Origin of the sequence: Streptomyces sp. NPDC090022 (assembly GCF_044748145.1) — a bacterium.
In the GTDB taxonomy this organism is placed as follows: domain Bacteria; phylum Actinomycetota; class Actinomycetes; order Streptomycetales; family Streptomycetaceae; genus Streptomyces.
Genome location: NZ_JBIVFN010000005.1, coordinates 182,824 through 200,424, shown reverse-complemented (window position 1 = coordinate 200,424; position 17,601 = coordinate 182,824). Strand labels below are relative to the sequence as shown.

Here is a 17,601-nt window from a genome sequence, read left to right as displayed (position 1 = left end):
GTGCGCTGTCGAGAGGTGGACCGTGGGAGCCGGGGAAACTCATCGCTCCCCGCGAGATTTCTTCGAAAAAATCACCGGCGGGATAGGAACCGCAGGTCAGGCGGGTGGACGGAGCCGCGGGGCGGCGGGCGGGGCGATCCGGGTGACGAAGGAGCCGAGCAGGTGGGTGCCGGCTCCACCCCTGGGCGAAATATCCGGAAGACTGCCCGCATGCCGGGTTCGTCCCCCACGGCGGCGGCTCGGCCGGGAACACTGAAGTCGCCGCCGGGGAATTGACCGCGCACCGGTCGCTCGTGCGTCATGAGGTGTTGATGTCCAGTCAACTCTGGACTCCTAGGTTCCTCGACGCGCGCGACCTCACGGGCCGGCCGGCCCGCGGGGCCCACCTCCCACTGGAGTGACCGTGGAACGTCGTACCTTCCTGCGTGGTGCCGCCATCGGCACGTCGGCCGCCGCCTTCGGCGGCACGCTGATGCACGGCGCGGCCTACGCAGCGCCGGCGCAGCCCGGCCCCGGCCCCTACGGGGCGCTGGGGGCGGCGGACGCGAACGGCATCATGCTCCCCAGCGGCTTCACCAGCCGTGTCATCGCCCGCTCCGGGCAGACCGTCAGCGGCACCGCGTACACGTGGCACAGCGCGCCCGACGGCGGCGCGTGCTTCGCCGACGGCCAGGGCTGGATCTACGTGTCCAACTCGGAGATCGACCCCTCCGGCGGCGCGAGCGCCGTGAAGTTCGACTCCGCCGGCACGATCACCGGCGCGTACCGCATCCTCGGCGGCACCCGGCAGAACTGCGCGGGCGGCAAGACCCCGTGGAACACCTGGCTCTCCTGCGAGGAGGTCAGCCGCGGCTACGTCTACGAGACCGACCCGTACGGCATCATGGCGGCCGTCCGGCGCCCCGCGATGGGCCGCTTCAAGCACGAGGCGGCGGCGGCCGACCCGGTCCGCAAGGTCATCTACCTGACCGAGGACGAGTCCAGCGGCTGCTTCTACCGCTTCGTGCCCGCCACCTGGGGCAACCTCTCCTCCGGCACCCTCCAGGTCCTCAAGGCCGGCACGGCCACCTCGGGCTCCTTCACCTGGGTGAACGTGCCCGACCCGGACGGCTCGCCGACCGCCACCCGCAGCCAGGTCTCGGGCGCGAAGAAGTTCAACGGCGGCGAGGGCTGCCACTACGCCGACGACACGGTCTGGTTCACCACCAAGGGCGACAACCGGGTCTGGCAGCTCAACCTGGCGAACAACACCTACGAGCTGGCCTACGACGACTCGCTCGTCTCCGGCGGGGCCCCGCTGACCGGTGTGGACAACGTCACCGGCTCCTCCTACGGCGACCTGTACATCGCCGAGGACGGCGGCACCATGGAGATCTGCGTGATCACCCCGGACGACGTGGTCGCGCCGTTCCTGCGGATCACCGGCCAGTCCTCGTCGGAGATCACCGGCCCGGCCTTCTCCCCCGCCGGCAACCGCCTGTACTTCTCCAGCCAGCGCGGTACGAGCGGCAGCTCGACGGCCGGCATCACCTACGAGGTGACCGGCCCCTTCCGTACCTGAGCACCGGACGCGGGCCGCGCCCCCGTCCCCATGCCGGGGGCGGGGGCGCGGTCCGTCGCCGCGCGCGGGCCTACGAGGCCACGGCCCCGCCCTTGAGGAGGGCCGCGCCCAGCGGGGTGACCGTGTGGAGCACCGCGTTGCCCCGGCGCAGGGTGGTCACCAGGCCCGCCTCGCGCATCACGCACGCGTGCTGGCTCGCGGAGGCCAGCGAGACCCCGGCGCGGCGGGCCAGCTCGCTGGTGGTCGCCCCGTCCCCGATGGCCCGCAGGACCACCGAGCGGGTGTGGCCGACCAGCTTGCCGAGGGTGCGCTGGCGGTGGTCCTCCAGCAGGGCCGGACGGATCGCCTCCGGGCCGGTGGGCGCGGAGGCCAGGTGCGCCGCCGCCGGATAGACCAGCACCGGCGGCAGCTGCGGGTCGTGCAGCGTCACGGCGGTGCGCCGGCAGAAGAACGACGGCTGGAGCAGCAGCCCGCGCCCGCGCAGCCGCACGTCGCGGTCGACCGGGTAGTCGCACTCCAGGACCGGCGCCCGCCAGCGCAGCATCGGCGGCAGCGAGGCCAGCAGCTCGTCCGCGCCGCCGTCGAGCAGCGCCCGGCCGCGCGCGGCCCGCTCCGCCTCGATCTGGGCCTGTATGTGCGTCCAGTACGGCTCCACGGCCGCCCGGTGGTAACCGCGCAGCTCCGCCAGCAGCCGTGGCAGCTGCCGGGGCCCGCCGTCGGCGAACTCCCGCAGCCGCGGCGTCGGCGGCGCGCCACCGCCCACCAAGGACAACTCGCGCCGCAACCGCTCCGCGCGTATCCCGCGCAACGCGTCGAGGCCGACGTCCCACCCGTACTGCCCCTCCACAGGAGTCAGAAAATCGGGGAAATAGCCACGACTCGGTATGAGCGCACCTAGGAGCCGTGTTTCAGTATTCAACCGGCTCCGCGTTTCAGTACGCCATTCACCGAACAACCGGGCGTCACGCCGGTCTCTTAAACGGTGAAAACTAAGAATCGTTTCCCACAACGCATCGGGACGCCCTGCCATCCGTACGCGTGCCAGGTCCACTCCAGTGAAATGGATACGCAGCACCGAACCCCCACCTGTGCAACCGCAATCCCCCCGCCCCATGAGTATGCACGCCGTCACACGACGTCACCACGCCCTTTCGGCCACAGTTGAAACCCCTTTCGGCAGGGGCGTGACAACCGAAATCCTGTACTCCGCCGAGCACACTCCGGTGCGACCGAAACGCTCCGCGAAGGCCGTGGGGGGCTTTGCGGGGCCTGGCGGTCGGTCGCCCCGGGAAGCGCCGACGTGCCCGGCAGATTGACAGCAGGCGGTGGACGGGTGGGGATCCGTCCGCCGCCTGCTGCCGTAAAGATTTGTTGAACAACAAAAATTGCGCGTCCGCCCTCGGGAGTCAGGGAACCCGGGGGCGGACGCGGTCAGTGGGGCGCTGTAAGGGTCAGCGGCTGTCGGAGCCCTTTGCCTCGGCGGCGGCGCGGCCGGCCTCCAGACGCGCCACCGGGATCCGGAACGGCGAGCAGGAGACGTAGTCGAGGCCCACCTCGTGGAAGAAGTGCACCGACTCCGGGTCGCCGCCGTGCTCGCCGCAGACGCCCAGCTTCAGGTCCGGGCGGGTGGCCCGGCCGGCCTGGACGGCGCTGCGGACCAGCGAGCCGACGCCGTCCTTGTCGATGGTCTCGAAGGGCGAGACCCCGAAGATGCCCTTCTCCAGGTACGCGGTGAAGAAGCTGGCCTCGACGTCGTCGCGGGAGAAGCCCCAGACGGTCTGGGTCAGGTCGTTCGTACCGAAGGAGAAGAACTGCGCGGCCTCGGCGATCTGGCCGGCGGTCAGCGCGGCGCGGGGCAGCTCGATCATCGTGCCGATGGACAGCTTCAGGTTCGTGCCGGTCGCGGCCTCCACCTCGGCGATGACCTGGTCGGCCTCCTCGCGGACGATCTCCAGCTCCTGGACGGTGCCCACGAGCGGGATCATGATCTCGACCCGCGGGTCGCCCTTGGCGTTGGCACGCTCGGCCGCGGCCTCGGCGATGGCACGGACCTGCATGGCGAACAGGCCGGGGATGACCAGGCCGAGGCGGACGCCGCGCAGACCCAGCATCGGGTTCTGCTCGTGCAGCTTGTGCACGGCCTGGAGCAGGCGCAGGTCGTTCTCGTTGGCGTCCTTGCGGGACTCTGCGAGGGCGACGCGCACCGACAGCTCGGTGATGTCGGGCAGGAACTCGTGCAGCGGCGGGTCCAGCAGACGGACGGTGACGGGCAGGCCGTCCATCGCCTCGAAGAGCTCGACGAAGTCCTTCTTCTGGAGCGGCAGGAGGGCACTGAGTGCCTCCTCGCGCTCGCCGTCGGTGTCGGCGAGGATCAGGCGCTCGACCATCTCGCGGCGCTCACCGAGGAACATGTGCTCGGTGCGGCACAGGCCGATGCCCTGGGCGCCGAACCGGCGGGCGCGCAGCGCGTCCTCGGCGTTGTCGGCGTTGGCGCGCACCCGCAGCCGGCGCACGCGGTCGGCGTAGGCCATGACCCGGTGGACGGCGGCGACGAGCTCGTCGGCGTCGTCGGCGCCCGCGTGCATCCGGCCCTCGAAGTACTCGACGACCGGGGACGGTACGACGGGTACCTCGCCGAGGTACACCTTGCCGGTGGAGCCGTCGATGGAGACGACGTCGCCCTCCTCGATGACCTGCCCGTCCTTGGTGGTCATCCGGCGGCGCTTGGTGTCGACCTCGAGCTCCTCGGCGCCGCAGACGCAGGTCTTGCCCATGCCGCGGGCGACGACGGCCGCGTGCGAGGTCTTGCCGCCGCGGGAGGTCAGGATGCCCTCGGCGGCGATCATGCCGTCCAGGTCGTCGGGGTTGGTCTCGCGGCGGATCAGGATGACCTTCTCGCCGGAGCGGGACCACTTGACGGCCGTGTAGGAGTCGAAGACGGCCTTGCCGACCGCCGCGCCCGGGGAGGCGGCGATGCCGCGGCCGATCCGGGTGACCTGGGCGGACTCGTCGAAGCGGGGGAACATCAGCTGCGCGAGCTGGGCGCCGTTGACCCGCTGGAGGGCCTCGGCCTCGTCGATCAGGCCCTGGTCGACGAGCTGGGTGGCGATGCGGAAGGCGGCGCCGGCGGTGCGCTTGCCGACGCGGGTCTGGAGCATCCACAGCTGGCCGCGCTCGATGGTGAACTCGATGTCGCACAGGTCCTTGTAGTGCGTCTCGAGCGTCTCCATGATGCTCATGAGCTGGTCGTAGGACTTCTTGTCCAGCTGCTCCAGATCGGCGAGCGGGACCGTGTTGCGGATGCCCGCGACGACGTCCTCGCCCTGCGCGTTCTGCAGGTAGTCGCCGTAGACGCCCTGGTGGCCGCTGGCGGGGTCGCGGGTGAAGGCGACGCCGGTGCCGGAGTCGGGGCCGAGGTTGCCGAAGACCATGGAGCAGATGTTGACGGCCGTGCCCAGGTCGCCGGGGATGCGCTCCTGGCGGCGGTAGAGCTTGGCGCGGTCGGTGTTCCAGGAGTTGAAGACGGCCTCGACGGCGAGGTCGAGCTGCTCGCGGGCGTCCTGCGGGAACTCGCGGCCGGCCTGCTCGGCGACGATCTTCTTGAAGCGGGTGACCAGCTTCTTCAGGTCGGCGGCGTCGAGGTCGGTGTCGACGCTGACCTTCTTGGCGGCCTTGGCCTCGTCGAGGGCCTCCTCGAAGAGCTCGCCGTCGATGCCCAGGACGGTCTTGCCGAACATCTGGACCAGGCGGCGGTAGGAGTCCCAGGCGAAGCGCTCGTTGCCGGCCTGGGAGGCGAGGCCGGTGACGGAGGCGTCGGAGAGACCGATGTTGAGGACGGTGTCCATCATGCCGGGCATCGAGAACTTGGCGCCGGAGCGGACGGAGACCAGGAGCGGGTCGTCGGACTGGCCGAGCTTCTTGCCCATCTTCTTCTCGAGGGCGTCCAGGTGGGCGCTGACCTCGTCGCGCAGCGCGGCCGGGGCCTCGCCGCTCTCCAGGTAGACCTTGCAGGCCTCGGTGGTGATGGTGAAGCCGGGAGGGACCGGCAGACCCAGGTTGGTCATCTCGGCGAGGTTGGCACCCTTGCCGCCGAGAAGGTCCTTGAGGTCGCGGTTGCCCTCAGTGAAGTCGTAGACGAACTTCTGATCTTTGTTTTCCGACACGGGTCTCGACTCCTCGAGGACTCGGTGGCTGCCCTGACGGCCAGGAACATACCCAGATCGAAGGCTTCTGGGTACGTCCACTTGGCCGACACATGGCCGTAACCACCCATGCGCCCATGGATCGAAAGTAACTCACTGGTAGCCAAAAGCTCCGAAGAGCCTTCACAAGCCGAAGCGAGCATGCGCTCCTGTCGCATGATCACGCTCGGATGAGCGATCATCGATACATTTGCGTTCAAGTCTTGAACACACAAAGGGTGGCACCCAGTGCCACCCTTTGGAAGTCTTACCCGTGATGTTCATGCTCATCTGAGCGCAACCCCACCCATGCGTGGCGTATCTCACGCCGTCCGAGGGGGTCCCGTGGGTCGTTTTCTCAGCCTCCGGACGTGTCCAGCTCGGCGTCCTCGCTCACCCCGGCGCAGTCGTACGGATCCTTCAGCCAGCCATCCGGGAGGACAACCCGGTTGTTTCCGGACGTCCGGCCGCGCGGACCGTCCGCGCCCTCGGGCCAGGGCTGGTCCAGATCAAGCTCGCTCAGATGAGCGTCCAGCTCGGCCAGGGAGGAGGTGACCGCCAGCTTCTTGCGCATCTCGGAACCGACCGAGAAGCCCTTGAGGTACCAGGCCACGTGCTTACGGAAGTCGATCACCCCGCGCGCCTCGTCGCCGATCCACTCGCCCAGCAGCGTCGCGTGGCGCAGCATCACGCCGGCGACCTCGCGCAGCCCGGGCGCCGCGTAGTCCTCCGTACGCCCCTCGAAGGCCGCCACCAGGTCGTTGAACAGCCACGGGCGCCCCAGGCAGCCGCGGCCGACCACCACGCCGTCGCAGCCGGTCTCGCGGACCATCCGCAGCGCGTCCTCGGCGCACCAGATGTCGCCGTTGCCGAGCACCGGGATCTCCGGCACGTGCTCCTTGAGCCGGGCGATGGCCTCCCAGTCGGCGGTGCCGCCGTAGTGCTGGGCGGTGGTGCGCCCGTGCAGCGCGATGGCGGTGACGCCCTCCTCGACCGCGATCCGGCCCGCGTCCAGGTAGGTGAGGTGGTCGTCGTCGATGCCCTTGCGCATCTTCATCGTCACCGGCAGGTCGCCGGCCCCGGCCACGGCCTCCTTGAGGATCGCCCGCAGCAGGTGGCGCTTGTAGGGCAGGGCCGAGCCGCCGCCCTTTCGGGTGACCTTGGGGACCGGGCAGCCGAAGTTCAGGTCGATGTGATCGGCGAGGTCCTCCTCGACGATCATCCGGACGGCCTTGCCGACCGTCGCGGGATCCACCCCGTACAGCTGGATCGACCGGGGCGTCTCGGTCGCGTCGAAGTGGATCAGCTGCATGGTCTTCTCATTGCGCTCGACCAGGGCGCGCGTCGTGATCATCTCGCTCACGAACAGCCCCTTGCCGCCGCTGAACTCACGGCACAGGGTGCGGAACGGGGCATTGGTGATGCCGGCCATGGGCGCGAGCACCACCGGCGGCCGCACGGTGTGCGGGCCGATCGCGAGGGCGTCAGGGAGCGTGGTCATCCCCCCATTCTCCCGCATGCCGCGGTGATCAGGTCTCCGTACTATCGGCGGCATGCACGAGGTGAGTCCCCGGCGGCGCATGCTCGTCCTGGCGATCTGCTGCATGAGCCTGCTGATCGTCAGCCTCGACAACACCGTCCTGAACGTTGCCCTGCCGCAGATGCGGCGCGAACTGCACGCCCCCGTCTCGGGCATGCAGTGGACCATCGACGCCTACACCCTGGTGATGGCGTCCCTCCTGATGCTGGCCGGCTCCACCGCCGACCGGATCGGCCGCCGCAAGGTGTTCCTGGCCGGCCTGGTCCTGTTCATGGCCGGCTCGCTGCTGTGCTCCCTGGCCCCGGACATCGGATGGCTCATCACCTTCCGGGCCGTCCAGGCGGTGGGCGCGGCCATGCTGAACCCGGTCGCCATGTCGATCATCGCCAACACCTTCACCGATCCGGCCGAGCGGGCCAGGGCGATCGGCGTGTGGGGCGGTGTGGCGGGCATCTCGATGGCGGCCGGCCCGCTCGTCGGCGGCGTGCTCGTGGATACGGTGGGCTGGCGGTCCATCTTCTGGCTCAACCTGCCGATCGGGCTCGTCGCGCTCGCGCTGACCGTGCGCTACGTCCCGGAGTCGCGGGCCCCGCGGCCGCGCCGGCCGGATCCGGTGGGCCAGCTGCTGATCATGGCCCTGCTGGGGTCCATCACCTACGGGATCATCGAGGCGCCGTCGGCGGGGCTGGACAGCGCGCTGGTCGTGGGGTGCGCGGCGGTCGCGGTGATCTCCTTCGCGGGGATCCTGGTGTACGAGCCGCGCCGGACCGATCCGCTGATCGACCCGCGGTTCTTCCGCAGCGCCCCGTTCAGCGGCGCGACGGTCATCGCGATCAGCGCGTTCGCCGGGCTGTCCGGGATGCTCTTCCTGACCACCCTCTACCTCCAGGACGTACGGGGGCTGGACGCCCTGCACGCCGGCCTGTGGATGCTCCCGCTGGCGCTGGTGACCTGCCTGATCGCGCCGCTGTCCGGGCGCCTGGTGGCCTCCCGCGGGCCGCGGCTGCCGCTGGTGGTGGCGGGGCTGGGGATGGGCGGCAGCGGGCTGCTGTTCGCCGCCTTCGCGGCGGAGCGCTCGAACGCCCTGATGCTCGCCGCGTTCCTGCTGTTCGGACTGGGCTTCGGCATGGTCAACTCGCCGATCACCAATACGGCGGTCTCGGGCATGCCGCGTTCCCAGGCGGGCGTCGCGGCGGCCGTCGCCGCCACCAGCCGGCAGACCGGCGGCACCCTGGGGGTGGCGGTGATCGGTTCGGTCCTGGCGGCCGGGCTGGCGCGGGGCCACGAGTTCACCGAGGCGGCCGGCCCGGCCTGGTGGATCATCACCGTCTCCGGCGCCCTGGTGCTGGTCCTGGGGCTGCTCACCACGGGCGCCTGGGCCCGGGCGACGGCCGAGCGCACCGCCCGCGAACTGGAGCCGGCCCCCGAGAGCGGCCCCGGCGCGGCGGTGGCGCCGGGCCGGTGACCGGCGGCCCTTCCCGAACCCCGCGCACGCGTTGTCCACAGCCTTCCACATGACCGATGACAGATATTGAAATCTGTCATCGGTCATGTCATGGTTGGTGGCATGACGACGCACCCCCACACCCCCGCACAGCCCCGCCCGCACCGCACCCTCGGCAGCACCGGCCCCTCCGTCTTCCCGCTGGGCCTGGGCTGCATGGGCATGTCCGCCCTCTACGGGGAGGCCGACCGCGCCGAGTCCATCGCCACCATCCACGCGGCCCTCGACGCCGGCGTCACCCTGCTCGACACGGGCGACTTCTACGGCATGGGGCACAACGAGCTGCTGATCGACGAGGCGCTGCGGACCGCGCCCGCGGCCCTGCGCGACCGGGCGCTGACCAGCGTGAAGTTCGGCGCGCTGCGCACGGTCGAGGGCGGCTTCAGCGGGTACGACGGCCGCCCCGACGCCGTGCGGAACTTCCTGGCCTATTCCCTCCAGCGGCTCGGCCGGGACCACATCGACATCTACCGGATCGCCCGCGTCGACCCGGACGTCCCGATCGAGGAGACCGTCGGCGCGATCGCCGAGGCCGTCCAGGCCGGGCACGTCCGCCACGTCGGCCTGTCCGAGGTCGGCGCGGACACCCTGCGCCGGGCCGCCGCGGTCACCCCCATCGCGGACCTGCAGATCGAGTACTCCCTGATCTCGCGCGGCATCGAGGCGGAGATCCTGCCCACCGCCCGCGAGCTCGGCATCGGCGTCACGGCGTACGGCGTGCTCTCGCGCGGCCTGATCAGCGGCCACTTCAGCCGGGACCGGCAGCTGGCCCCGGGCGACTTCCGCGGCATGAGCCCGCGCTTCCAGGGCGAGAACCTCTCCCGCAACCTGGACCTGGTCGAGGCGCTGCGCAAGGTCGCCGAGGACAAGGGCGCCTCGGTCGCCCAGATCGCCATCGCCTGGGTGCTCTCGCGCGGTGAGGACATCGTGCCGCTCGTCGGCGCCCGCCGCCGGGACCGGCTGGCCGAGGCGCTCGGCGCCCTGGACGTGTCCCTGAGCGCGGAGGACCTCGCGGCCGTCGAGGCGGCGGTCCCGGCGGACGCCGTGGCCGGCGAGCGCTACCCGGCGGCGCAGATGGCCCACCTCGACAGCGAGCACTGAGCTGACGGTACGGTCGTACCCATGCCACCCGCTGCCGCCGAACCCCTGACCCCCGAGCGCATCCTCGAGACGACCGAGGAGGTGCTGCGCCGCTTCGGCCCGGCCAAGGCCACCGTGGTGGACGTGGCACGGGCCCTGGGGGTCAGCCATGGCAGCGTCTACCGGCACTTCCCGTCGAAGGCCGCACTGCGCGAGGCGGTCACCGACCGCTGGCTGGGCAGGACCGCGGACCGGCTGGCGGAGATCGCCGGAGCCGCCGACCAGCCGGCGCCGTCCCGGCTGGAGGCCTGGCTGGAGGCGCTGTTCGAGGCCAAGCGGGCCAAGGCGGGCGACGAGCCGGAGCTGTTCGCCACGTACTCGGTGCTGCTCGCCGAGAACAGCGGCGTGGTCGACGCGCATCTGAACGAGCTGATCGCCCAGCTGGCGCGGATCATCGAGGAGGGGGTCGGCGCCGGCACCCTGGCCGCGCCCGACGTCCCGGCGGCCGCCCGTGCGGTCTTCGACGCGACCGGCCGCTTCCATGACCCGCAGTACGCGCCGGAGTGGACCTCGCCGACGATCGCCGCGGAGTTCGAGGCCGTCACCGCCCTGGTGATCCGGGGCCTGCGCGCCTGAGCGGCGGAACCGCCGCGAACGACCGGTGGCCCGGTGCGCGTCTCGCGCACCGGGCCACCGTCGTGTCCGCCGCCGTCGGGGCGGCCGGACGGGATCCTCTCAGGACCTAGCAGCCCAGCAGGCGGGCGCCGAGGTAGGCCTGGATCTGGTCCAGGGAGACACGCTCCTGCTTCATGGTGTCGCGCTCGCGCACGGTCACCGCGTTGTCGTCCAGGGTGTCGAAGTCGACGGTGACGCAGAACGGCGTACCGATCTCGTCCTGGCGGCGGTAGCGGCGGCCGATGGCGCCCGCGTCGTCGAACTCGATGTTCCAGTTCTTGCGCAGGTCGGCCGCGAGGCCCTTGGCCTTCGGCGACAGCTTCTCGTTGCGGGACAGCGGCAGCACGGCGACCTTGACCGGGGCCAGGCGCGGGTCGAGGCGCATCACGGTGCGCTTCTCCATGACGCCCTTGGCGTTGGGGGCCTCGTCCTCGTTGTACGCGTCGAGCATGAAGGCGAGCATGGCGCGGTTCACACCGGCCGCCGGCTCGATGACGTAAGGGGTGTAGCGCTCCCCGGCCTCCTGGTCGAAGAACGTGAGGTCGTGGCCGGAGGCGGCGGAGTGGGCCTTGAGGTCGTAGTCGGTGCGGTTGGCCACACCCTCGAGCTCGGAGAACTCACTGCCACCGAAGTTGAAGCGGTACTCGATGTCGGCGGTGCGCTTCGAGTAGTGGGACAGCTTCTCCTTCGGGTGCTCGTACCAGCGGATGTTCTCCTCGCGGATGCCGAGGTCGCGGTACCAGTTCCACCGCTCCTGCATCCAGTACTCCTGCCACTGCTCGTCCTCGCCCGGCTTGACGAAGAACTCCATCTCCATCTGCTCGAACTCGCGGGTGCGGAAGATGAAGTTGCCGGGCGTGATCTCGTTGCGGAAGGACTTGCCCATCTGCGCGATGCCGAAGGGCGGCTTCCTGCGGGAGGTCTGCTGGACCACGGCGAAGTTGGTGAAGATGCCCTGGGCGGTCTCGGGACGCAGGTACGCCTTGGAACCGGTGTCCTGGGTCGGGCCGAGGTGGGTCTCCAGCATGCCGGAGAACTGCTTGGGCTCGGTGAACTGGCCCTTCACACCGCAGTTGGGGCAGTTGACGTCCGCCAGGCCGTTCTCGGGCAGGCGGCCGTGCTTGGCCTCGTAGGCCTCCTCCAGGTGGTCGGCGCGGTGGCGCTTGTGGCAGGAGGTGCACTCGGTGAGCGGGTCGGAGAAGGTCGCGACGTGACCGGAGGCCACCCACACCTCGGGGGCCAGGATCACGGAGGAGTCGATACCGACGATGTCCTCACGCCCGGTGACCATCGCCTTCCACCACTGGCGCTTGATGTTCTCCTTGAGCTCGACACCGAGCGGGCCGTAGTCCCAGGCGGCCTTGGAGCCGCCGTAGATCTCACTGCACGGGAAAACGAAGCCACGGCGCTTGCTCAGGCTGACGATGGTGTCGATCTTGTCGGCGGCCACGATGCTCTCTTCATTACGAGGACGAACGCGAATGCCTCAGGTTACCGGCGCCCGCACCCTCCCTTTCAAATCGGTTCCCCGTCCACAGGCCCCCACCAGGATTTTTGACAACCGTTTCCATCTTTGATGAAAATGGATGTCATGAACATACGACGCCTCATACCCGCTGCCGCCCTCACCGGAGCCGTCGCCCTCGGCGCCACGGCCCTGACCGCCTGCTCCGGAGCGACCGCCGCCGGCGGAAGCCAGGACGGCAAGCTCGCCGTCACGGCGTCGTTCTACCCGCTGCAGTTCCTCGCCGAACAGATAGGCAAGGACCACGTCACGGTCGCCACCCTGACCAAGCCGGGCGTGGAACCGCACGACCTGGAGATCTCCCCCAAGCAGACCGCCGCGCTCGGCGAGTCCGACGTGGTCCTCTACCTCAAGAGCCTCCAGCCCGCCGTCGACAAGGCCGTCGCCCAGTCCGGCGTGAAGACCGTCGTCGACGCCGCCGCCCTCACCCGCCTCGAAACGCACGGCGGCGGTGGCCACGACCACGACCACGGTGCCGAGGAAGGCCATTCCGAGGAAGGCCACTCCGAGGAGGGCCACGGCCACGGCGAGGCCGGCCAGGACCCGCACGTCTGGCTCGACCCGGTCAAGTACGCGGAGATCGCCAAGGGCGTGGGCGCGGCCCTGGAGAAGGCCGACCCCGGCCACGCGGCGGACTACAAGAAGAACACCGACGAACTCCTGACCAAGCTGACCGCGCTGGACACCGAGTTCAAGGACGGCCTGAAGAACACCACCACCAAGACCTTCATCACGACCCACTCCGCCTTCGGCTACCTCGCCGAGCGCTACGGCCTCGACCAGGAGGGCATCTCCGGCGTCGACCCCGAGTCCGAGCCGAGCCCGGCGCGCATGAAGGAGCTCCAGACCGTCGCGAAGAAGGAGAATGTCTCCACCGTGTTCTTCGAGACCCTGGCCAGCGACAAGACCGCCAAGACCCTCGCGGCCGACACGGGCCTGAAGACCGATGTCCTCGACCCGCTCGAGGGGATCACCGACAAGTCCCAGGGCACCGACTACTTCGAGGTCATGCGGTCCAACCTCAAGAACCTCCAGAAGGCCCTCGGTACCCCGTAATGGCAGTAGCAACGGAGGCGCGCGCCATGCAGTCCAAGCCCGAAGCGGCCGCGGACCAGCCCGTCATATCCCTGCGCGGGGCCTCGGCCTCGCTCGGCTCGCGCCCCGTGCTGCGCGGGATCGACCTCACCGTGCACCGCGGTGAGGTCGTCGCGCTGCTCGGTGCCAACGGCTCCGGCAAGTCCACCGCCGTCCGGTCGGTGGTCGGCCAGGTCCCGCTGAGCAGCGGCGAGCTGTCCCTCTTCGGTACGGAGTTCAAGCGCTTCCGTGCCTGGTCGCGCATCGGGTACGTCCCCCAGCGCACCACCGCCGCCAGCGGCGTCCCCGCCACCGTCCGCGAGGTCGTCTCCGCCGGCCGGCTCGCCCGCAGCCGCTTCGGCCTGCTCCGCAAGGCCGACCGGGCCGCCGTCGACCGCGCGCTGGCCCTCGTCGACATGGACTCCCACGCCGACGCCTCCGTGGACGCCCTCTCCGGCGGCCAGCACCAGCGGGTCCTGATCGCCCGCGCGCTCGCCGTCGAACCCGAACTCCTGATCATGGACGAGCCGATGGCGGGCGTGGACCTCGCCAACCAGGAGGTCCTGGCGCGCGCCCTGCGCGAGCAGGTCCGGGCCGGGTCCACCGTCCTGCTCGTCCTGCACGAACTCGGTCCGCTGGAGCCGCTGATCAGCCGCGCGGTGGTGCTGCGCGACGGCTGCGTGGTGCACGACGGACCGCCCCCGGAGGCCGTGGGCCAGCACGCCCTGCCCGGCCACGACCACGTACACCCCCACGCGGCGCACGACGCCGAGCCGCTCCGGACGGGACTGCTGAGCTGATGGACATCCTGACCACCGCCTTCATGCAGCGGGCCCTCATCGCCGCCGGCCTCGTGGGCATCGCCGCGCCCGCCATCGGCACCTACCTCGTCCAGCGCCGCCAGGCCGTCATGGGCGACGGCCTCGGCCACGTCGCCATGACCGGCGTCGCCCTCGGCTTCCTGCTCAACACCAGCCCGGTGTGGATGGCCACCCTGGTCGCCGTCCTCGGCGCCGTCGGCATGGAGCTCATCCGCTCGCGCGGGAAGACCAGCGGCGACGTCGCCCTCGCGATGCTCTTCTACGGCGGCCTGGCCGGCGGTGTGATGATCATCAACCTGGCGCCGGGCGGATCCACGACCAACCTGCTCAGCGCGATGTTCGGCTCGATCACGACGGTCGCCGCCGAGGACGTCACCGCGATGCTGATCCTCACCGCCTTCGTCGTCGCCGTCACCATCGGCCTGCGCCGCCAGCTCTTCGCCGTCTGCCAGGACGAGGAATTCGCCAAGGTCACCGGTCTGCCGGTGCGCGCCCTGAACCTGCTGATGGCCGTCACCGCCGCCGTCACCGTCACCGTCGCGATGCGCATCGTCGGCCTGCTGCTGGTCAGCGCCATGATGGTGATCCCCGTCGCGGCCGCCCAGCGCATGACCCGCGGCTTCGCCACCACCCTCGGCGTGGCCATCGGCATCGGCCTGGGCGTCTCGCTCGGCGGCACCGCCGTCACCTACTACATCGACGTGCCCTCGGGCGCCACGATCGTGCTGATCGCCATCGCGGTCTTCCTCGCGACGACCGCCCTGGCCGCGCCCCTGGCCAGAAGGCGTGCACGCGCCGCGCTCGCCGCCGAGGAGGTCTGCACGCAGGACGATGTGAGGGTCTAGGGTCCTGGCACAATGGCCCCAAGGCCCGACCCGGGCCCCGAAATGAGGAGGAACCGGTGGCGACTGCGCCTGGCGAGATGAATACCGCGCCAGTACGAGGGCGATCCACCCGGCAGCGTGCCGCCGTGGCGGCGGCTCTGGACGAGGTGGACGAGTTCCGCAGCGCCCAGGAGCTGCACGACATGCTCAAGCATCGCGGCGACTCCGTGGGCCTGACCACCGTCTACCGCACCCTCCAGTCCCTCGCCGACGCCGGCGAGGTCGACGTACTGCGCACCAGCGACGGCGAGGCCGTCTACCGGCGCTGCTCGACCGGCGAGCACCACCACCACCTGGTCTGCCGCACGTGCGGCAAGGCCGTGGAGGTGGAGGGCCCGGCCGTCGAGAAGTGGGCCGACTCGATCGCCGCCGAGCACGGCTTCGTGAGCGTCGCCCACACCATGGAGATCTTCGGCACCTGCGCGGACTGCGCGGCGGCGGGCTGACCTCCGCCGGCGCCGGCGGAAAACCCCTAGGGCCTGCCCTAGAGCCTCTTCAGGTTCCGGTACAGCAGGGTGCGCAGCTGCTCCACGTCCGCCGCGTCCGGCGCGCCCCGCTTGGGCAGGATGGTCATCCGCACGCCGCGGGGATCGTCGCTGAGCATCAGGAACAGGTCATCGGTCTCGACGTACGCCGGCTGCGCCGACCACGCGATCCGGGTCCGCGTGCCCGCGGTGGCGATGCACAGGCCCGAGTCGTCCACGAGGGTCCGGGTCTCCCCGGCGCCGGCCAGGGCCGGGGCCAGCGCCCGGGCCTGCAGCTCGGGACCGAACCCCATGAGGGCCCACACCACCAGGGTCACCAGTCCGCAGACGACGACGGGGGCGGCGAACGCCCCCTCCGACTGCGCCAGCAGCGCCGTGAGCATCGGCATCACCACCCCCAGCACCGTCAGTCTCAGCCGCTGCCGGCGCCCGGCGGGCGTGTGGCCCGCCCGGGTGCGCAGCGCCGCCGCCACGTCGGCGGCCGTGGTCCGGTAGACGAGTTCGACGCTGCGGCCCGTCATCGTGTGTTCCCCACCCGAAGTCATGGGTGAAGCCTACGGCGCAGGTCAGGACCCCTGTGCCTGCCCCGCCCGTCAGGAACTGGGGCGGGGCGGGGCAGTGCCCGACGTACCGGTCAGGAACCGGTCGCCTGGCCGGGGACCTCGTTGGGCACCGCTCCGCCGAAGCGGCGGTCGCGCTGCGCGTACTCCAGGCAGGCCCGCCACAGGTCGCGGCGGTCGAAGTCCGGCCACAGCACGTCCTGGAAGACCATCTCGGCGTACGCGCTCTGCCAGAGCAGGTAGTTGGAGGTCCGCATCTCGCCGCTGGGGCGCAGGAACAGGTCCACGTCCGGCATGTCCGGGTAGTACATGTACTTCGCGAAGGTCTTCTCGTTGACCTTCGACGGGTCCAGCCGGCCGGCCGCCACGTCGCGGGCGATGGCCTGCGCCGCGTCCGCGATCTCCGCACGGCCACCGTAGTTGACGCAGAAGTACAGGGTCATCGCGTCGTTGCCGACGGTCTGCTCCTGGGCGACCTGGAGCTCCTGGACGACCGACTTCCACATCTTCGGCATCCGCCCGACCCAGCGGATCCGGATGCCCAGCTCGTTCATCTCGTCGCGGCGGCGCCGGATGACGTCACGGTTGAAGTTCATCAGGAAGCGCACCTCGTCGGGCGAGCGCTTCCAGTTCTCCGTCGAGAAGGCGTACAGCGAGAGGTTCTTGACGCCCATCTCCAGACAGCCCTTGAGCACGTCGAGCACGACGCCCTCGCCGACCTTGTGACCCTCGGTGCGGGGCAGACCGCGCTCCTTGGCCCAGCGGCCGTTGCCGTCCATGACCACCGCGACGTGGTTCGGGACCAGGTCGCTCGGGATCTTCGGCGGGCGCTCACCGGACGGGTGCGGCTCGGGAAGCTTGTAGTCGTCGCGGCGGCGTCCCAGGATCCCGCGTCGTGCCATGTGCCCAGCTCCTATTTCTCGACGTAACGCAGGGAGCGTAGCCCGCGCTCCAGATGCCAGTGCAAGTAGGCGGAAACCAGCCCGCTCCCCTCCCGCACGTGGCGCGCCTCGCACGCGTCCGCGTGGGCCCAGTCTCCCGTCAGCAGGGCGCTGAGCAGGGCGATGGCCTCCGACGAGGGTACGACGCTGCCGGGCACCCGGCAGTCCCCGCATACGACCCCGCCCGCGGCGACGGAGAAGTGCCGGTTGGGGCCGTGGATCCCGCACTTCGCGCAGTCCTCGAAGCTGGGCGCGTAGCCGTTGACGGCCAGGGAGCGCAGCAGGAAGGCGTCCAGGATGAGGTGCGGCTCGTGCTCACCGCGCGCCAGCGTGCGCAGCGCGCCCACCAGCAGCAGGTACTGCTGGACGGCCGGCTCGCCCTCGTTCTCGGTGAACCGCTCGGCGGTCTCCAGCATCGCGGTGCCGGCGGTGTAGCGGGCGTAGTCGGTGACGATGCCGTTGCCGTACGGGGAGATGATCTCGGTCTGGGTGCACAGCGGGAGGCTGCGCCCGACCAGGTCGCTGCCGCGGGCGAAGAACTGCACGTCGGCATGGGAGAAAGGTTCCAGCCCGGCGCCGAACTTGGACTTCGTACGCCGCACCCCGCGCGCCACCGCGCGCACCCGCCCGTGGCCGCGGGTCAGGAGCGTGATGATGCGGTCCGCCTCACCCAGCTTCTGGGTGCGCAGCACGATGCCGTCGTCGCGGAACAGACTCATGGCCCCATTGTCGCCGCTCCCGGGGACAGCGACGGCCCCCCACCCGGTCGC

General features: G+C 70.7%; 15 protein-coding genes. 8 read left to right on the top strand and 7 right to left on the bottom strand.

All coding sequences use genetic code 11. The features are described from left to right. Window positions 1–403: 403 nt before the first annotated feature. On the top strand, window positions 404–1,561 hold the full coding sequence (locus tag ACIPXB_RS13875) for a PhoX family protein (RefSeq protein ID WP_401448677.1): 1,158 nt from the start codon (window positions 404–406) through the stop codon (window positions 1,559–1,561). 70 nt (window positions 1,562–1,631) lie between these two features. Here the strand turns inward: ACIPXB_RS13875 and ACIPXB_RS13870 are convergent, their stop codons facing one another. The 3 genes from ACIPXB_RS13870 to dusB form a co-directional block, all read right to left on the bottom strand. Then, window positions 1,632–2,636 (bottom strand): helix-turn-helix domain-containing protein, encoded by a 1,005-nt coding sequence (locus tag ACIPXB_RS13870; protein WP_401448674.1) that lies wholly within the window; start codon window positions 2,634–2,636, stop codon window positions 1,632–1,634. 376 nt (window positions 2,637–3,012) lie between these two features. Further along, window positions 3,013–5,724 (bottom strand): pyruvate, phosphate dikinase, encoded by a 2,712-nt coding sequence (ppdK, locus tag ACIPXB_RS13865; RefSeq protein ID WP_401448672.1) that lies wholly within the window; start codon window positions 5,722–5,724, stop codon window positions 3,013–3,015. Window positions 5,725–6,100: 376 nt separating this feature from the next. After that, the gene (gene dusB, locus ACIPXB_RS13860; RefSeq protein ID WP_401448670.1) at window positions 6,101–7,243 is read right to left on the bottom strand and encodes a tRNA dihydrouridine synthase DusB; all 1,143 of its coding nucleotides are present in this window, start codon (window positions 7,241–7,243) and stop codon (window positions 6,101–6,103) included. 52 nt (window positions 7,244–7,295) lie between these two features. Between dusB and ACIPXB_RS13855 the strand changes: the two genes are divergently transcribed. The 3 genes from ACIPXB_RS13855 (at window position 7,296) to ACIPXB_RS13845 (ending at window position 10,502) form a co-directional block, all read left to right on the top strand. Then, window positions 7,296–8,747: an MFS transporter gene (locus tag ACIPXB_RS13855; RefSeq protein ID WP_401448668.1), complete on the top strand. Its 1,452-nt coding sequence runs from the start codon at window positions 7,296–7,298 to the stop codon at window positions 8,745–8,747. A 102-nt stretch (window positions 8,748–8,849) separates the two neighbouring features. Further along, window positions 8,850–9,887 carry an aldo/keto reductase gene (locus ACIPXB_RS13850; RefSeq protein WP_401448665.1) on the top strand — a complete coding sequence of 346 codons (1,038 nt, stop codon included), beginning with the start codon at window positions 8,850–8,852 and terminating at the stop codon, window positions 9,885–9,887. A 21-nt stretch (window positions 9,888–9,908) separates the two neighbouring features. Continuing rightward, the gene (locus tag ACIPXB_RS13845) at window positions 9,909–10,502 is read left to right on the top strand and encodes a TetR family transcriptional regulator (RefSeq protein WP_401448663.1); all 594 of its coding nucleotides are present in this window, start codon (window positions 9,909–9,911) and stop codon (window positions 10,500–10,502) included. Window positions 10,503–10,608: 106 nt separating this feature from the next. Here the strand turns inward: ACIPXB_RS13845 and ACIPXB_RS13840 are convergent, their stop codons facing one another. Then, window positions 10,609–11,991: a glycine--tRNA ligase gene (locus ACIPXB_RS13840; protein ID WP_401448660.1), complete on the bottom strand. Its 1,383-nt coding sequence runs from the start codon at window positions 11,989–11,991 to the stop codon at window positions 10,609–10,611. Between the two features lie 141 nt (window positions 11,992–12,132). Here ACIPXB_RS13840 and ACIPXB_RS13835 point away from each other — a divergent pair, with 141 nt between their 5' ends. Genes ACIPXB_RS13835 through ACIPXB_RS13820 form a run of 4 tightly spaced genes read left to right on the top strand, consistent with a single transcriptional unit; the run spans window position 12,133 to window position 15,291 of the window. Then, window positions 12,133–13,122 (top strand): metal ABC transporter substrate-binding protein, encoded by a 990-nt coding sequence (locus ACIPXB_RS13835; protein ID WP_401448657.1) that lies wholly within the window; start codon window positions 12,133–12,135, stop codon window positions 13,120–13,122. Then, window positions 13,122–13,940, top strand: a complete 819-nt coding sequence (locus tag ACIPXB_RS13830; RefSeq protein WP_401448655.1) for a metal ABC transporter ATP-binding protein — start codon at window positions 13,122–13,124, stop codon at window positions 13,938–13,940. Before ACIPXB_RS13835 ends, ACIPXB_RS13830 begins: the two co-directional genes overlap by 1 nt. Further along, complete coding sequence (locus tag ACIPXB_RS13825) at window positions 13,940–14,806, top strand: metal ABC transporter permease (RefSeq protein ID WP_401448653.1); 867 nt, start codon at window positions 13,940–13,942, stop codon at window positions 14,804–14,806. The genes ACIPXB_RS13830 and ACIPXB_RS13825 overlap by 1 nt, the downstream gene beginning before the upstream one ends. A gap of 56 nt (window positions 14,807–14,862) precedes the next feature. Then, entirely contained in the window at window positions 14,863–15,291 is a 429-nt protein-coding gene (locus ACIPXB_RS13820; RefSeq protein WP_401448650.1) for a Fur family transcriptional regulator, read from the top strand. A gap of 38 nt (window positions 15,292–15,329) precedes the next feature. Here the strand turns inward: ACIPXB_RS13820 and ACIPXB_RS13815 are convergent, their stop codons facing one another. The 3 genes from ACIPXB_RS13815 to recO form a co-directional block, all read right to left on the bottom strand. Beyond that, window positions 15,330–15,875, bottom strand: a complete 546-nt coding sequence (locus ACIPXB_RS13815) for a YcxB family protein (protein ID WP_401448648.1) — start codon at window positions 15,873–15,875, stop codon at window positions 15,330–15,332. Between the two features lie 89 nt (window positions 15,876–15,964). Next, window positions 15,965–16,792 carry an isoprenyl transferase gene (locus ACIPXB_RS13810; protein WP_401448646.1) on the bottom strand — a complete coding sequence of 276 codons (828 nt, stop codon included), beginning with the start codon at window positions 16,790–16,792 and terminating at the stop codon, window positions 15,965–15,967. Window positions 16,793–16,803: 11 nt separating this feature from the next. Continuing rightward, a complete protein-coding gene (gene recO, locus ACIPXB_RS13805) occupies window positions 16,804–17,550 on the bottom strand; it encodes a DNA repair protein RecO (protein ID WP_401448644.1) in 747 nt (248 codons plus the stop codon). Window positions 17,551–17,601: the final 51 nt, after the last annotated feature.

Excerpts from the sequence above, each read along its gene's own strand:
- dusB (WP_401448670.1), bottom strand. The coding sequence starts at position 7,243 with ATGACCACGCTCCCTGACGCCCTCGCGATCGGCCCGCACACCGTGCGG.
- ACIPXB_RS13855 (WP_401448668.1), top strand. The coding sequence starts at position 7,296 with ATGCACGAGGTGAGTCCCCGGCGGCGCATGCTCGTCCTGGCGATCTGC.
- ACIPXB_RS13850 (WP_401448665.1), top strand. The coding sequence starts at position 8,850 with ATGACGACGCACCCCCACACCCCCGCACAGCCCCGCCCGCACCGCACC.
- ACIPXB_RS13845 (WP_401448663.1), top strand. The coding sequence starts at position 9,909 with ATGCCACCCGCTGCCGCCGAACCCCTGACCCCCGAGCGCATCCTCGAG.
- ACIPXB_RS13835 (WP_401448657.1), top strand. The coding sequence starts at position 12,133 with ATGAACATACGACGCCTCATACCCGCTGCCGCCCTCACCGGAGCCGTC.
- ACIPXB_RS13830 (WP_401448655.1), top strand. The coding sequence starts at position 13,122 with ATGGCAGTAGCAACGGAGGCGCGCGCCATGCAGTCCAAGCCCGAAGCG.
- ACIPXB_RS13825 (WP_401448653.1), top strand. The coding sequence starts at position 13,940 with ATGGACATCCTGACCACCGCCTTCATGCAGCGGGCCCTCATCGCCGCC.
- ACIPXB_RS13815 (WP_401448648.1), bottom strand. The coding sequence starts at position 15,875 with ATGACTTCGGGTGGGGAACACACGATGACGGGCCGCAGCGTCGAACTC.
- ACIPXB_RS13810 (WP_401448646.1), bottom strand. The coding sequence starts at position 16,792 with ATGGCACGACGCGGGATCCTGGGACGCCGCCGCGACGACTACAAGCTT.
- recO (WP_401448644.1), bottom strand. The coding sequence starts at position 17,550 with ATGAGTCTGTTCCGCGACGACGGCATCGTGCTGCGCACCCAGAAGCTG.